We start from the raw sequence: 16,338 nt of genomic DNA, 5'->3' as shown, positions 1-16,338 counted from the left end.
CTTATGGATTTAGCTTAAATGTTACATCTTATATTTGATCGTTATTGGGATATTTGTTTATTTAAAGATAGTCCGGAAAATACACCTTATTCCATTTCTCTAATGGTATTAAGTAGTATTTTGTTAGTTTTACTTATAACGCTTGAATGGGATTATTCTTTTTTCAATTCTTCTGAAGATCTAATCAATAATGTATTCATTTCAATATGCTTGGTTATTTCTTATATCATTTATACTTATCTGGCGTTGTATTTTAAAGGATTGACATCACGATTGGTGCAAACGGTCACATCGTTATTCTGTATCAATATTATCATTCATATATTAGTGGTACCGTTATTGATTCTTGCACCTCACCTGTCTCTTCCTAACCTAAAAAATCCCTTATTAATATTTGTAGGTATTCTTTATTTGTTTTTCAGTTTAGGATTATCTGTTTGGCAGTTTGTTATCATAGCACATATATATAAGTTCGCTTTAAACACAACAGCGATTCAATCGGTCTTAGCCGCATTTGGTTTAATAGCGGTTAACATTTTAACTGTTTCTTTATTACAATGAGATTAGGATTATCATGCATTTACATATTTTAGGTATAAGCGGAACCTTTATGAGCGCTTTAGCTTTACTAGCACGTGATGCGGGTCATAAAGTTACTGGAAGTGATGCAAATTGTTATCCACCAGTGAGCGATTTGCTTGTAGCAAAAGGAATAATCTGGACGGAAGGATATGATGATCCTACTTTAGCATTAGAAGCAGACGTAGTTATTGTGGGTAATGCGATCAAAAGAGGTATGCCAGTACTTGAGGCGGTCATTGAATCAGGTAAACAGTATACTTCTGGGCCACAATGGCTTGCGGAAAATATTTTATCCAAATATCAAGTAATCGCTGTTGCCGGGACGCATGGCAAAACGACTACTACGTCGATGATTGCATGGATTTTACATCAAGCGGGATTTAATCCTGGCTTTTTAATTGGTGGCGTATCTTCCGATTTTAAGACGAGTGCTTGTCTTGGGACGGGTAAATGGTTTGTGATCGAAGCAGATGAATATGATAGCGCGTTTTTTGATAAACGACCTAAGTTCATGCATTATCGCCCAAGAATTGCTATTTTAAACAATCTGGAATTTGATCATGCTGACATTTATTCTGATTTAGCAGCGATCCAATTGCAATTTCATTATCTGTTGCGAACTATTCCTGCCAGTGGTGTTGCGATTAAACCTCGAGATGATAAAGCATTGAATGAAGTGATTGAGCGTGGCAAATACTCACGGTTCGAAGAGTTGGCTTTGGACGGGGATGCTCATTGGGCAGCCCAATTAATTGAGGAAAATGGTTCTGCGTTTAAAGTATTTCATCATGGAAAGGAAGTAGCCGAAGTAAAATGGCCATTAATAGGGCGTTTTAATGTGGAAAATGGTTTGGCAGCTCTTGCTGCGAGTGTAAATGCTGGAGTTGATCCACAAGTAGCAGCTGAAGCTTTAGAACGCTTTACACCAGTAAAACGTCGATTAGAGGTTCGTTCAAATAAACATGATGTAACGGTTTATGATGATTTTGCACATCATCCTACAGCCATTATGCGAACAGTAGATGCTTTGAAACGAAGTAATAGACATCAACGTATTTTTGCAGTGTTAGAGTTTGCATCATATACCATGCGTACTGGTGTTCATGCCGATGAAATGGCGCATGCTTTGCAACCCGTTCATGGTGCGTATGTTTTGGAGCCCCAGGATTTTAATTTGCATGAAACGATAAGCAACTGGACTTGTCCTTATAAGATTTGTAAAAACCATGAAGAAATAATTGAAGAAATAACCAATACAGTACAAGCAGGAGACGCTGTTTTAGTTATGAGTAACCGAGGCTTTAATGGGATTCATCAAAAATTAATCAATTCTATAGACGAACGATTTTCAAGCTAGATGTTTATCTTGGTTACAATGCAGTGGAAACTCGGGACTGCAGGATCATCGATCTCGAGTTACACTGCGAATTCTTTAGTTTATAAGCACTTCTACAGATCTGACTTACTGAGTTATCCTCGAACTTATTGGGCATAAAAAATTAGAAAAAAGACTTTTAATTCTTTTTATGTTCAATTAGTTAAATTAATAGTTGCAATATTTTTTATAGGTTGCTATAAAAAATGAAGGCTTTTACATTTTGGGACAATGACGCGTTGCAGTTATTGCGGGTCAAATTTGCAGGAGGGACGCAATGACAAAGTTTGCCGAATTTCAGCAAAAAGCGAAACGATTAGCAACGTGTTTAGCGCGATCTTATGGACACCATGTGGGATGTATGAATTTTTTTTCTTTATTCGTTCCTAATCATGTTGCCATTGATGATGCAGCTACAATAACTATGCTGGCTCACAGTTTAGATGAGACATATGAATTAATCCAATATGTTAAAGTTGTTAAGAGAGATCCTACGCTAACTCTAGATGATTTCAATGAATTTAGAAGGAAGGTTATTATTGGAATATATTTGGTTAAGTGGACCCAATATAATTCTTCAGTAAGTAATTATCTTTATCAATCGTTGGTTGATTTATTTCGTAGTCATTTAGAAATCCAATCTTTTGAAGAAATGGACAAGGATTTTTTTAATTCATGTTTGAGCGAGTTCAGTTTTTATTGCACTTTTGTATATGAACGACGCGAAGAAGAAACATATAGTGAACTAAATAAGCGATTAGGAGCAACAATTCAAAAGGACATTCATGAAGCAAAATATTTATCGTCTAGCAACAATTCCTCATCTTTATATGGGCTTTGTAGAGGAATTATGAATTCTTTGGGAATGGGTATGTATTAAGGAGGATGTATGACTTTTATTCCGCCAGCATTTGCAAAACTTAGAGTCAATACGCTGAACCTAGAAACAAAATATTCCACTATATTGGGAAGGTATACAGTAGTGGATGGTCAGGTTAGTGAGGGATCCTCTTCACTTGATGTATTAATCGCTAGAACTAATGAAGTACTGAAATGTAAATCGGATAGAACTCCTCAGATTGATGTGTTTAATCAATTGTCAAATGAGTTACGCCAAATTTCGAAAGAAAATAAAAAAGATACAGAGCAGGGTACTATGTTTTTATTAGGAGCCTTAATTCATCGCTATTTTCGATTGATTAAGGAATATGACAATTATAATTACTATGCATCTTGGACTATATGGGGCAAATGTAATGTAACGGATTGTAAGTTATTCCAAGCAATAAGAAGAGCATTGAAATTTAAAGAGTTAGACTCAGATTTGGCAAAAAAGACGTTTAAAGTAGATGATTTAAAAATTCTTGATGTTGTAACTATTGTGAAAGCATTGGAAGTCTTTCGTAATAATATGCTGCTTGAAGATAAAGAGAAGCTTCCTCGCTACATGAAATACCCCCATTTTGCTGAAGATAAAAATTTCAAACCTTATTTACAGGATATTATCGAAGAACATGCACGACGAGGTGCAGCTATCCTAAATCGGTTTACAGCAATTGAATTTGTTAAAACGCTAGCCGAGCAAATTGAAAATGAACGGCAACAGCTTGAAAAAGATATAGAGAAGTGGTGTAAAGGGGTAGCAAAAGACTATAAAGATTTTAATGCTTTTAAAAGTTTAGATGATGAGACAATAAATGCAAGTCTTATTAAACATGTCGAATCAGAGACATCAAGAAATATAATTTTCAGTTTATTTTATACTCCATTAATTCAAGACAATCTCGAGTCCACAGAGCACGGCTCTTTTTTAACTAAAATGAAAGGTTGTTATGACTCTACGTGCAGTTATATGCTCTTTGGTGGTTATGTATTGTTACTACAACAATCAATGATGCTCGATACCGATCTATTATTTACGCTTCAACAGGCTTTAGGCTTGGAAAAAAGTCTGGATGAATTAAGTAAAGACGACATGCTCAATGGGGTGAAATTTCTTAAACAATTCCTTGAAACAGAGCCTGGCGCTGCTTTGGATTGCACATTTTTTAATGGAAAAGATAAGATGCTTACCGCCATCGCGAGAGCGGAGAAAGAGCTTACATTGCAAGTCGAGCCGAAAAAAGATGAAGTGGTGATATTGACGGTTTAATGAAATCGTCTGGGTGCTTGCATATTCTTGAAGCAACGCATTAATGAAGTCAAACTCTTTCTTCTGGAGATCCGTAGGATTGGTTTCATAGAGATTTTTAAGAATTTTAATTGTTGTTTCCAAAAATTCATTTTGTTTTGCAATATCAAGAAGCGGATTCTTTTCTGAATCCTCTACTGCAGTTATCAATTGCTTCATTAATACTTTTTGGGGCGGAGTGTATTTCTTGACTGCCAATCAGTAGAGGCTGCAAAAGGATCAAAAATTTTCCCACCCCTTGAGGGAGAATGAAAAAAACATAAAGCGGTTTATCTATTTCTGCGTTAATGGAACTTGTTAAGAAATCTCTTATGTCAAAGTAGGATATGGACATCTTAAATAAGTAAAGCAATAAAGAATACATCAAGAAAAATGGTTCATTCTTCACAAGTAAGTTATTGTTGTATCAAAATTAAAGCGCTAATGAAAACGGATTAAAATTGGTTTTCACATCAAAATGATCGACATTATCTTTTCGTTTTAAATAGTTGGAAAAATGATATGTAATGGGCAATGCACATATTTCATACAATACTTTGAATAAATACATTGTCCCCATAATTTGCCAAATGCCCGCGTAAGGGATTAAGAACAAAAAGGCGATGTGAGTAAAAAGTAGGGTATCGATACCAACACCGATCATCGTGCTGGTAATCGCGCGAAGCCAAAGCCGCTCTCCGGCTGTCAGCACTTTGAGTTTGGCTAAAATAATTGAATTGGCAAATTCACCAAAAAAGTAACTAATGACGGAGGCTGTGAAAACCCTTAATGTCCCGTGGTATACCGTTGCATATGCATCCTGATGTGACCAGTAGGGCGACGGAGTAAGATAAATGGTCAGCCAGGTTCCTAAAAATACAATAGTATTCGCCAGTAATGCCATCCAAATGATCCGCCGACTCACTTTAAATCCATATACCTCGGTTAAAATGTCATCAAAAACATATGTTAAAGGAAAGAAAATTAAACCTGCAGCAAAACTGATGGAACCAAAAGCAGCAATTTTAAAGGCGGCTAAATTCGATAAAATTAAAAAAGTTGTAAACAATATACCTACACTAATTACACTAGATTTGTTTGCGGATGTTTGTTTGGGGAATCTTTTAATCAAATCCAAATTATTGGTTTGTTCGGCAGAATATATAGCCGCAATATGCGCTACATCTTCAGGGGAAAAATTATCCAGCCACTTTTTTTGGTACAGTTCACTTACAGGCTTATCAAAAGCTACCGCCTTACCAGTAACTTGGATTTTAACAAAAACTTTTCCAGTATTTTGATAATTCTCATCAATGGAAATAATTCTATATCCATTAGAAATAATTTTATCTGTCGGTGTATGAAACAGTTGTTTTATTCGATGAAATAATTTATTGATCATAGTTTTTATACTGAGAAATGATAATGTCTGACGCCCTTATTATGCCTAAAAATAAAGCAGAAGTCAGTACGATTATGCTTGGAACTCTTATTGGACAATCGATTCAAATGGAACCACTTACTATAAATCATTATGCATGCTTGCGCCAACCGGCTAATGATGCTCGCATTTGGACTTATATGCCAAATAAAGCGAATGGTACGTTCTATGAGTCCTGGTTTCAGGATTGTTTGCTGAAACACTTACAGGGCACACAACTCACTTATGTGATAAGACGACTAAAAGATAATCAGTTGATTGGAAGTCGAGCTTACTATGAGATCGACCTGCAACATAAAAAATTAGAAGTTGGTTACGGTTGGCTTACCCCCTCAGTATGGGGTAAGCAGTATAATCATGAGTCTTTATTTTTGCTATTTCAAAATGCATTTGAGGTCTGGAACATTAATCGACTACAAATTGCCACAGATCCCCGTAATACGAAAAATTACAATACGCTAAAAAAATTAGGAGCAATAAAAGAAGGTATCTTGCGTCAACATATGATTCATCACAATGGACAAGTGACTGATACAGTCTTGTTTAGTATTCTTGCTGCAGAATGGCCAGGGGTGAAAAAGAAGTTAGTAGAACGATTAAAACGTGTGGAATGTTAATGAGAGGAGTTGCTCTCGGTTTCTTATACTGTTGTTAAGGGCTACTCGTGCTTGGGGAGACACGTACACGCTTATTCTTTGTACTTTTGTTCTCCTTATCTTGGGTATTGTTGTCACAATCTAATTGGCTTTGATTTGGGGTATCTGTACTATTTTGAATAAAAAATCCTGGTAATTGTTTACGTTTTCTTTTTTTGCCAATAGAACTTGACTCCTCATACTCTTCCTTTTCAATTGCATCTTCCTCATCATCTTTTTCACGTTTCTTGATAAAACTTATATATAGTTCTCTTCGTGAAAGTAATGTTTCGATCAATTTATCTGCTATAGGAAAATGATGTGTTGTAAAAGATTTCATTTTGATTTCGTGTAAATCTTCTTCCGACAGTTCGGCTATTTTCCTTAATGTTAATATTATTCTTTCTCTATCTGAGAATAAGGTTTTAGCATCAGAACTTCTAAACATATGGTGCTCGTGATCTAAAACTTCGGTTAAGTAGTAATCGTCCTCTGAATTACTTGTGATTTCTTTTGTAAGATAATTGATAACAAAATTGTCAATATATGTTTCTAAATTAATATTATTATTTTCTATGATAAATGAATTAAAACTAAAACCAGGATCGAGGCGGATTGCGAAAAAAGTATCCTTTTTCTTGATAAACCCAAAATTCCCACCTTCCCAATCTGCTTCTCCTAAAAAATGACATACTACAAATAGGTCAATTAATCCGACTATATTCATAGCAAGGATATTTCTGGGCGGTTCTTCGTCATATTGTAAACTTATTGAGCCATTCGAAGATACTTTAACTACTTCCTGCCAGTCACGGTAGTTCTCTAAAAGTTTAGCTGCTCGATAATAATTCGTACTGTCTTTATTTCTTAAAAGATGGTACTCCGGATGTTCAGGGCCTAAAATATGGCGTAATAAATTTCCTGAAAAGACTGCATATTCGGCAGCGAGGAGAGGGTCCAAAGATTCGTGTTGGTTATTTGAACTAATATAGTATTCATCCTCTTCTTCTAGAGGATACTCTTCTTCCTCTTCTTCCTCTTCTTCCTCTTCTTCGCCTTCAACTTCTGAAGACTTTTGGCTCAACGCAAAGAAATATTTTCCCATATTACCTCTTTATCTGACCGGTAATACGAATAAGTATAGTATAAAATCGGATGTACAGAGGCGCCCCTGATTGCTAGTAGGGGGTAGAGGCTCGGTTTATCGAGTGAGGCAATTATCTATGTAAAGCTTGGGAAGCTATTTCACGGTACATATAGAACTCATACAAAGCATTCTGCTTGAATCGAGTTATAGAATTTTTAGGAATACAACGTGGCGGCTTTCACCGCCAGGCTATATGCTAAATAGTCCGCGAAAATATTGTAGGTTTTCAATAGTGCCTAAGAGAACTTCATTTCACCATCTTTATAAGTCACTTTAATTGTATCACCTGACTTGAATTTCCCGGTCAATATATCTTGAGCTAAAGGATTTTCAAGCTGTTGCTGGATGGTGCGTTTCAAAGGCCTTGCACCATATACCGGATCAAAACCTGCTTCTGCTAAGTGTGATAATGCTTCTTTCGTTACATCAAGATGGATATCTTGTTGTTTCAAGCGTTTTTGCAAGTAACTAATTTGAATTCCTGCAATTTTCGCAATTTGATCTTGAGCAAGAGCATGGAAGACCACTGTATCATCAATTCGGTTAATGAATTCAGGACGAAAGTGTTGGCGTACCATTTCCATTACAGCATCTTTAATTTGGTCGTATTTAAATTTATTGCCCATTTCTTGAATCAAATTGGAACCAAGATTCGAAGTCATGACAATAATGGTATTACGAAAATCAACAGTACGTCCCTGACCGTCAGTCAAGCGTCCATCATCCATAACTTGCAGAAGTATATTGAACACATCTGTATGCGCTTTTTCTACTTCATCAAGTAAAACTACAGAGTAGGGTCTGCGACGGACTGCTTCTGTTAAATACCCTCCTTCCTCATAACCTACGTAACCAGGAGGTGCACCAATCAGACGAGCCACGGAATGTTTTTCCATAAATTCAGACATGTCGATACGTACCATTGCTTCTTCTGTATCAAAGAGAAATGAAGCCAAAGCCTTACACAATTCCGTTTTACCCACTCCTGTAGGACCAAGGAATAAAAACGAACCTATAGGACGGTTAGGGTCGGATAAACCGGCACGTGACCTACGAATGGCATTGGATACAGCATTTATTGCTTCGTTTTGGCCTATAAGGCGATGATGAAGCACTTCTTCCATACGGAGTAATTTTTCTTTTTCACCTTCCATCATTTTGGCTACAGGTATGCCTGTCCATTTGGATACGACTTCTGCAACCTCATCCTCAGTCACTTTATTACGGACTAATTTGTTCTCATGTGACTCAACTTCTGCTACTTGGGTTAGACGTTTTTCAAGTTCTGGAATGCGTCCATATTGTAATTCAGACATTCGACTCAAATCTCCAGCACGACGTGCAGTTTCCATTTCAAGTTTTGCTTGCTCGAGCGCCTCTTTAATTTGAGTAGCCCCATGCATTGTGGCTTTTTCTGCTTTCCATACCTCTTCCAAATCAGAATAATTTTTTTCTAATTCGTCAATTGACTGTTGCAGATCCTCAAGTCGTTTTTTAGAGGCTTCATCATGTTCTTTTTTAAGCGCCTCACGCTCGATTTTTAATTGGATCAAACGTCGCTCTAATTTATCCATGCTTTCGGGTTTGGAATCTATTTCCATACGAATCAAACTTCCTGCTTCATCAATTAAGTCAATTGCTTTATCAGGTAATTGTCTGTCAGTAATATATCGATGTGATAAAGTAGCTGCTGCAACGATCGCAGGATCAGTAATTTCAACACCATGATGCACTTCATAGCGCTCTTTTAAACCACGAAGAATAGCGATGGTGTCTTCAACACTCGGTTCATCAACCAAAACTTTCTGGAAGCGTCGTTCTAAAGCGGCATCTTTCTCAATGTATTGTCGGTATTCATCCAAAGTCGTTGCACCGATGCAATGGAGTTCGCCGCGTGCTAAAGCGGGTTTTAGCATGTTTCCCGCATCCATGGCACCCTCAGCTTTTCCTGCACCAACCATGGTATGAAGTTCGTCAATAAAGAGAATAATTTGACCTTCTTGTTTCGCTAAATCATTAAGAACTGCTTTGAGTCGTTCTTCAAATTCACCGCGATATTTTGCTCCTGCAATCAAGGCGCCCATATCCAAAGAAAGTAAGCGTTTATTTTTTAGACCTTCAGGAACTTCGCCATTAATAATGCGTTGTGCTAATCCTTCAACAATTGCAGTTTTACCTACACCAGGTTCACCAATCAAAACAGGATTGTTTTTTGTACGTCTTTGTAATACCTGAATGGTTCTACGAATTTCATCATCACGACCAATTACCGGATCAAGTTTGCCTTGTTCTGCTCGGGCGGTTAAATCAAGAGTATATTTCTCTAAAGCTTGGCGTTGTTCTTCGGCATTGGCGTCATTAATGCTTTCCCCGCCTCGCAACTCACTAATTGCATTTTCTATTGCTTTGGCTTCGCCGCCAGCTTGTTTAAGCATCCTCGAAAGACTACCGTCTTCGTTTATGGCTGCTAGAACAAAAAGCTCGCTGGAAATAAAATTATCCTTTTTTTGTTGAGCCAGTTTATCTGTAAGGTTTAAAAGACGATTTAATCCGTTGGAAATATGGATATCACCTCCCATCCCGGATACTTTCGGAAGTTTATCTAATGCTTGGTCTAAAAGAGTCCTTAATAAAGGGATGTTGACGCCAGCTTTACTCAGTAGGGGTCTACAGCTGCCTCCTTGTTGATCCAAAAGGGCTTTCATTAAGTGCTCTGGTTCGATGAAGCCATTATCTCGTCCTAAAGCGAGAGATTGGGCATCTGCCAAGGCTATTTGAAACTTTGATGTTAGCTTATCCATTCTCATGATATATAACCTTCTAATGGGTTAATGGGTGTTAATTTTCTTGTATCTACCGTAAAATGAGGCCTATTTTAATTTTTTCAAGTGATGATTATGACAAACAACCATTCTCCTAATTCTACTTCGGATTCTCAAGCATTGCTGAATCAAATCATTATTGATTATATGAAAGAAGCAAAAAGGAAACGCCGATGGAAGTGGTTTATGCGTGTTATTTATTTACTTATCATTATGTTTATAGTTTATCAAGTACTTATAAGTACCAATGAGGACCTAGGTACTAATATTAAGCCCCATGTCGGTATTATCGATATAACGGGTGAAATGGCAGAATCCAAAGCCAATTCTGATGATTTCGCCAAGGGATTGGACTCTGCATACAAAAACTCTGGATTAAAGGCGGTCATCGTACGTATTAATAGTCCTGGTGGTAGTCCTGTGCAGGCTGAATATATGTATAACCTGATAAAGTTTTATCAAAAAAAATACCCTGATATAAAAATTTATGCTGTTTGTGTGGATGCATGTGCTTCTGCTGCATATTATGTTGCTGTTGCTGCCGAAAATATTTATGCAAGTCCGGCAAGTATGGTTGGCTCAATAGGTGTTCTGTATAACGGTTTTGGTTTTGTGGACCTAATTAACAAAGTTGGAATTACACGCCGATTACAAACCTCTGGTGTAAATAAATCATTGTTGGATCCGTTTACTCCTGAAACAGATTTTGCAAAGCAAAAACTACAGGTTATGCTGGATCAGGTTCATGAGCAATTCATTAATCGAGTAAAAGAAGGTCGAGGAAACCGTTTACATATTGATGATGATACATTCTCTGGACTTTTTTGGACTGGAGAGCAAGCTCTGGCAATGGGGTTAATTGATGGTTTTGCGAGTAGTGGGCAGTTAGCTCGTGAAGTAGTTAAGGTTCCTGATGTTATTGATTATACCCATAAACAAAATCTTTTTGATCGGGTGACGAAGAATCTAGGGACTGCACTGGCGGATGAACTTCCCTTAAGCTTTGGAGTGAAGCCGGGGTTTAAATAAAACATAATCCTATCTTTTGTAGCCCGGATTATCCAGGCTACAAAATGAGATTATGAACTCTATAATTTACTTCAAAACAGGAGAAATGGTTTGTAGTAATGATTTAAATACTTTAGGTGTTCCAGCTACAATGTCTCCATGTTTGAGAAAATCATCCCCACCTTGTAAATCGCTAATCAAGCCACCTGCTTCTCTAATTAGTAATGATCCTGCCGCTATATCCCAAGGACGTAAACCAAACTCCCAAAATCCATCAAGGCGTCCGCTGGCAACATAAGCTAAGTCAAGCGCAGCAGATCCAGTTCTTCTAACGCCTGCGCACTTGCCAAATAAGGCTTCGAATGTTGGTAAATATTTTTGTGCGATGCTGATATCGCGAGCTGGGAAGCCAGTTCCTAACAGCGAGGAAACGAGTTGAGTTTGTTTGGAAACACGTATTCTTCGATCATTTAAGCGTGCCCCGCGTCCTCGGCTTGCAGAAAAACACTCATGGCGTAATGGATCATAGATAACGCCATGCTCTATTCTTCCTTTAACTTTCACTGCTATTGAAACAGAGAAGAAAGGGAAGCCATGTAGATAATTCGATGTTCCGTCTAATGGATCAATAATCCAGATCGACTCATTATCACCTTCTTGAAGACCGCTTTCTTCAGCGAGGATCCCATGATCTGGATACGCTTTATGAATTGCATGAATAATAGTTTGTTCGGCTTTGATGTCTACTTCGCTAAAATATTCATGGTTATTTTTAGCAGTAATTTTGAGACGATCCACTTGCTCCATATGTCGAATTATGATTTCACCGGCTTGTCGTGCTGCGTTAATTGCTATATTTAAAAGTGGTTCCATGAATATACTCTTTAATCTACAAAACCGGTGATTCTATCATATTTTTTTTGTGCAAATAGAGTTAAATATGAAAAAAGCAAAAATCGTAAAAAAGGAAGTTCAATGATATGATATAAAGATCTCAATGCATTAATAAAAGTTTGTATATGAAGTTAAGTTCAATTCGCATTATTCTAGTAGCAACATCTCATCCAGGTAATATAGGCTCTACAGCCAGAGCAATGAAAACAATGGGATTAAATTCACTCTATCTTGTTACGCCGAAATCGTTTCCTGATTATAAAGCAAAAGAAATGGCCGCTGGTGCCGATGATCTTTTAGAGAGTGCTGTAGTTACTGAGACTTTAGAGGAAGCCCTAATTGGTTGTCAGCTAATTTTAGGGACTAGCGCGAGACCAAGAGGGTTGTCTTTGCCGGGCTTACTTCCTGCATCCTGTGCAGATTTGGTAAGTAAGCAAGCAGAAGATACTCAAATTGCGATAGTCTTTGGGCGAGAACATGCAGGTCTTACTAACGAAGAACTGCTAAAATGTCATTATCATATCCATATTCCTAGCAATCCTGAATATGGTTCGCTTAATCTGGCACAAGCAGTACAGATTGTTGCTTATGAATTGCGAATGAAGTTATTAGCGCCTAAAGCAGAAGTTGCATTACGCCAGGATGAATATGCTACAGCGGATGAAATTGAACAGTTTTATGAACATTTAAGAGATGTTTTTATTGAGATTAAATTTTTAAAAGCGTCAAATCCTCGTCGTTTAATGCAACGCGTACGACGATTATTTAATCGCATAAATTTGGAAAAAATGGAAGTCAATTTATTACGTGGTATGTTAAGCCAAGTACAGAAATCGCTGGAATGGGCAAGCAAAAGGGGCGGGAGTGAGCGAGATAATTAAAATACCAATCTATTTTGATTATATGGCAACAACACCGGTTGATCCGAGTGTAGTAGAGCACATGATCCGTTATTTAGGACCAGATGGGGATTATGGCAATCCTGCTTCTGTAACTCATGAATACGGGCGAGTGGCTGCTCTTGCAGTAGAGCATGCACGTTTACAGATCGCGGATTCAATCCATGCATCGACACAAGATATCGTATTTACTTCAGGTGCTACAGAAGCGAATAATTTGGCAATAATAGGCGCAGCTCACTTCTATAAGAATAAAGGGAAGCATTTGATTACTATGAGTACAGAACATAAGGCAGTACTCGATAGTTTTAACCGCTTGGAAAAAGATGGGTTCGAAATAACCTATCTGCTTCCTGAAGCAAATGGTTTACTCGATATTGAGAAGCTAGGCCAAGCATTAAGACCCGATACTATTTTGGTATCCATCATGCATGTGAACAATGAAATTGGTGTAGTCCAAGATATTGAGGCCATTGGTACTTTATTACGTAATAAAGGAATTATTTTTCATGTGGACGCCGCGCAAAGTGCTGGAAAGATTCCCATTGACCTCACTCATCTTTCTGTAGATTTAATGGCGCTATCGGCACATAAAAACTATGGTCCTAAAGGTATTGGGGCACTTTATGTGAGGCATAAACCACGAATTCGGCTTCAACCACAAAGTTTTGGTGGTGGGCATGAAGGTGGTTTACGCTCAGGAACTTTGGCCACGCATCAAATTGTTGGAATGGGAGAAGCATTCGCATTAGCCGAGCGCCTACGAGAAGAAGAGCAAGCACGACTTTTAACCTATCGTCAGCGTTTATGGAACGGCATTAAACATTTACCTGGCATTCAGATTAACGGGGATGAACAAAAACGAATCGCTGGTAACCTGAATATAAGCTTTGCTGGCTTAGATGGGGATTCGCTACTTCTGGCATTAAGTGATTTAGCTCTGTCAACAACATCAGCCTGTAGTTCTGCCAGTATTCAACCCTCTTACGTATTGAGAGCTTTAGGATTAAGTGATGAGTTAGCACAAAGTACAATTAGATTATCTTTAGGGCGCTTTACTAAGGAAACAGAAGTGGAGCATGCAATAAATGTTATTTGTACCCAGGTAACTCGGCTACATGAAATGTCACCATCATGATGTATAATAAAACTGTACAAGATTGTTTTTTTGCACCAAAACATGTGGGTGTTGTCGCTTTAAATGATCATTCGGTAGTTGTTAAAAACAACCAAAAAGGTCAGGGTGTTATTGAACTCTATATGCTGTGTAATCCAGATGGTACAATTGTACGAGCTTGTTTTAAAACCAATGGTAATCCGTATGTAATTGCGAGCTTGGAGTGGTTATGCAGGCAGCTGGAAGGAAAGACCATAAATGCTGCACCACAGATTGATTATCAGCTTATTGTGAACGAATTAGATATCCCTGTCGCTCAGTATCCCATAGCATTAAGGATTATTGACGTTTATAAAGAAGTATTGCTTTTAATGAAGAAGATAAATCGAATCGAGAGGTAACAAATGAGTGTAGTAGTGCATCATGTAGAAAGTACAGTGCCTGAAATCAATTTTACAGAAGCAGCGGTAAAGCATTTGGTTTCTTATTTGCAGAAAAATTCTGAATATACTGGGATTCGTTTGTCAGTAAAGAAAACTGGATGTTCTGGTTTATCTTATGTAGTGGATTATGTACTGGCCCCTCAGGAAGGTGATTTGGTGCTTCCTTTAACTGAAAATTATGGTGTATGCATTGATAAGTCCAGTTATCCCTTTCTAAAAAATATGAGTGTTGATTATGTAAAACAGGGATTAAATTATAAATTCATTTTCAATAATCCCAATCAAACAGGGCAATGTGGATGTGGAGAAAGTTTTACAGTAGATTAGAATGCACCCCGAGCGAAGGGGTGAACTCCTGATTTGAGCGAATGGAGAGCCCTCATCATGTCTTCTAATTCATCTTAAGTTTTACGTGCCTTATAACAATACCTACGTCCCGCGGCTCATGGATTGAGGCGCTAAGTTCGCTTTTTCCTTGATGCTGCGAACAGGTCGCAGCACGTAGGGCTCTGTAGCTCTCAAATAAAACTTAAAGTAAATTGGAGCGTTCGGCATGACGTATGGTTATTTGGATTGACAGTGCGTCAATTATTGGAAAAACGAAAACTGGACTGATGTTCTTTAAGTTGTTTCCTACTTAATTGCTCCTTATTTGAAAAAAAGCTTAGTAATCGATTAAATTCATTTTTGACAGAACCATCAAAAATTAGCTCGTCATCTGTACCCAGAACCACTGGCTCGCTTAGATCCTGATAAATGAGTGATGCTGGGTGGGGTTCTTTTTCGAGGTGCCAGTTCAATTTACTATGGCAGCTGGGGCATACCTCGATAGGTATCCCAAGCTTTTTGATACGGTCTTTTTGTTCTTGAGTAAGAAAAATACAATGACCTAAGCGTACTTTTCCATGCAATGGATTCTTATCTTCACTAGGATGCAGAGATCTCCACTGTTCTAATGCATTTAAAACTGAATCGGTATCTTGTCGCTCTCGCTCACTATCAGATTCACCAGCATGAATAGCAATCGCGATACCCTTATTTAAAGCTAGATGAACTAACTTCGTGAGATCTTCTCCTGCAAGTGTTCTATTTGCTACAGGATTTCCTGAAATATCTAAACCTACTAATACTCTATTAGGACTTGTTAATATGCGATCGATAAAATAGCTTGCATCTTCTAAAGTATGAATGGTTCTGTCCAGACTCAATAATCCAACAGCTTTTTTATTAGTTATCTGTTGATTGGCTTGTATTAGTCCGGATACAAATGCATCGATATACTTATCTCGTGTTTGATGTTCCATTTCTTTTGGAGTTGTTCTGATCTCGAGGTACTTCGCCTCTGAGCTTTGTACTACATCGACAACACCATCAGAAATATCAGCAAGCGTTTGAATAATTTTGTGAACCAGCCCAAATTGTTTCCAAATGATTGCGATTAGCTCATTAGAATAGCCACTTTCTGGTTGTTGAATAGTATTTAGGAGGTATTCTGAGCGTATACGAATTAATTCTTCATATAATTCAATGCAATTATTTTTTTTGGCTACCTTTTCTAGAAAAGCCAAACTAAAACTGCCATTAAGGTGACAATGCAAGTCACCTGTATGTTTTTTTGTCATATTTGTCCTTAAAAATCAAATCTCAGTTTATTAGAATAACTCTAAAATAAAAAGAAAATTACAATTTTTAGAGGAAAAAATAAACAAACTTTCTGATTATTTTACGCTTATGGGAAAGAAATAGCTGATATAAACCAATTAATTACTAAATTCGCCTTGTCGATTTAACTTGTAAAGTGGTAA

Annotated in this window: 15 protein-coding genes; 10 read left to right on the top strand and 5 right to left on the bottom strand. The window is 37.4% G+C overall.

Annotated features, from left to right (window positions below; translation table 11 throughout):
* The first annotated feature begins 18 nt into the window (after window positions 1-18).
* From ACWTEW_RS34655 to ACWTEW_RS34640, 4 genes are all read left to right on the top strand, one after another.
* On the top strand, window positions 19-561 hold the full coding sequence (locus ACWTEW_RS34655) for a hypothetical protein (RefSeq protein ID WP_454782528.1): 543 nt from the start codon (window positions 19-21) through the stop codon (window positions 559-561).
* 13 nt (window positions 562-574) lie between these two features.
* Complete coding sequence (gene mpl, locus ACWTEW_RS34650; RefSeq protein WP_454782527.1) at window positions 575-1,939, top strand: UDP-N-acetylmuramate:L-alanyl-gamma-D-glutamyl-meso-diaminopimelate ligase; 1,365 nt, start codon at window positions 575-577, stop codon at window positions 1,937-1,939.
* Window positions 1,940-2,234: 295 nt separating this feature from the next.
* On the top strand, window positions 2,235-2,837 hold the full coding sequence (locus ACWTEW_RS34645; RefSeq protein WP_454782526.1) for a hypothetical protein: 603 nt from the start codon (window positions 2,235-2,237) through the stop codon (window positions 2,835-2,837).
* Window positions 2,838-2,846: 9 nt separating this feature from the next.
* Complete coding sequence (locus ACWTEW_RS34640) at window positions 2,847-4,109, top strand: hypothetical protein (RefSeq protein ID WP_454782525.1); 1,263 nt, start codon at window positions 2,847-2,849, stop codon at window positions 4,107-4,109.
* A gap of 451 nt (window positions 4,110-4,560) precedes the next feature.
* On the opposite strand, the gene ACWTEW_RS34635 is transcribed toward ACWTEW_RS34640, so the two are convergent.
* A complete protein-coding gene (locus ACWTEW_RS34635) occupies window positions 4,561-5,529 on the bottom strand; it encodes a queuosine precursor transporter (protein ID WP_454782524.1) in 969 nt (322 codons plus the stop codon).
* Window positions 5,530-5,552: 23 nt separating this feature from the next.
* Between ACWTEW_RS34635 and ACWTEW_RS34630 the strand changes: the two genes are divergently transcribed.
* Window positions 5,553-6,185 carry a GNAT family N-acetyltransferase gene (locus ACWTEW_RS34630; protein ID WP_454782523.1) on the top strand — a complete coding sequence of 211 codons (633 nt, stop codon included), beginning with the start codon at window positions 5,553-5,555 and terminating at the stop codon, window positions 6,183-6,185.
* 34 nt (window positions 6,186-6,219) lie between these two features.
* Here the strand turns inward: ACWTEW_RS34630 and ACWTEW_RS34625 are convergent, their stop codons facing one another.
* Complete coding sequence (locus ACWTEW_RS34625; RefSeq protein WP_454782522.1) at window positions 6,220-7,308, bottom strand: hypothetical protein; 1,089 nt, start codon at window positions 7,306-7,308, stop codon at window positions 6,220-6,222.
* Window positions 7,309-7,586: 278 nt separating this feature from the next.
* Complete coding sequence (gene clpB, locus ACWTEW_RS34620) at window positions 7,587-10,157, bottom strand: ATP-dependent chaperone ClpB (RefSeq protein ID WP_454782521.1); 2,571 nt, start codon at window positions 10,155-10,157, stop codon at window positions 7,587-7,589.
* A gap of 90 nt (window positions 10,158-10,247) precedes the next feature.
* On the opposite strand from clpB, the gene ACWTEW_RS34615 reads away from it, so the two are divergent.
* A complete protein-coding gene (locus tag ACWTEW_RS34615; RefSeq protein ID WP_454782520.1) occupies window positions 10,248-11,201 on the top strand; it encodes a S49 family peptidase in 954 nt (317 codons plus the stop codon).
* Between the two features lie 66 nt (window positions 11,202-11,267).
* Here the strand turns inward: ACWTEW_RS34615 and ACWTEW_RS34610 are convergent, their stop codons facing one another.
* Window positions 11,268-12,053, bottom strand: coding sequence for an inositol monophosphatase family protein (locus tag ACWTEW_RS34610; protein ID WP_454782519.1), 786 nt, complete (start codon window positions 12,051-12,053; stop codon window positions 11,268-11,270).
* A gap of 146 nt (window positions 12,054-12,199) precedes the next feature.
* On the opposite strand from ACWTEW_RS34610, the gene trmJ reads away from it, so the two are divergent.
* From trmJ to ACWTEW_RS34590, 4 genes are read left to right on the top strand one after another with little or no spacing between them, the layout of a single operon-like run.
* The gene (trmJ, locus tag ACWTEW_RS34605) at window positions 12,200-12,955 is read left to right on the top strand and encodes a tRNA (cytosine(32)/uridine(32)-2'-O)-methyltransferase TrmJ (protein WP_454782518.1); all 756 of its coding nucleotides are present in this window, start codon (window positions 12,200-12,202) and stop codon (window positions 12,953-12,955) included.
* Window positions 12,939-14,111, top strand: a complete 1,173-nt coding sequence (locus tag ACWTEW_RS34600) for an IscS subfamily cysteine desulfurase (protein ID WP_454782517.1) — start codon at window positions 12,939-12,941, stop codon at window positions 14,109-14,111. Before trmJ ends, ACWTEW_RS34600 begins: the two co-directional genes overlap by 17 nt.
* Window positions 14,108-14,491, top strand: a complete 384-nt coding sequence (locus ACWTEW_RS34595) for an iron-sulfur cluster assembly scaffold protein (protein WP_454782516.1) — start codon at window positions 14,108-14,110, stop codon at window positions 14,489-14,491. The genes ACWTEW_RS34600 and ACWTEW_RS34595 overlap by 4 nt, the downstream gene beginning before the upstream one ends.
* 3 nt (window positions 14,492-14,494) lie before the next feature.
* Complete coding sequence (locus ACWTEW_RS34590) at window positions 14,495-14,860, top strand: HesB/IscA family protein (protein WP_454782515.1); 366 nt, start codon at window positions 14,495-14,497, stop codon at window positions 14,858-14,860.
* 257 nt (window positions 14,861-15,117) lie between these two features.
* On the opposite strand, the gene ACWTEW_RS34585 is transcribed toward ACWTEW_RS34590, so the two are convergent.
* Window positions 15,118-16,155 (bottom strand): amidohydrolase family protein, encoded by a 1,038-nt coding sequence (locus ACWTEW_RS34585; protein ID WP_454782514.1) that lies wholly within the window; start codon window positions 16,153-16,155, stop codon window positions 15,118-15,120.
* Window positions 16,156-16,338: the final 183 nt, after the last annotated feature.

This window comes from Legionella stuttgartensis, assembly GCF_977063405.2.
The sequence above is the reverse complement of the archived record's forward strand: the minus strand, read 5'-3'. Positions and strand labels throughout refer to the sequence as shown.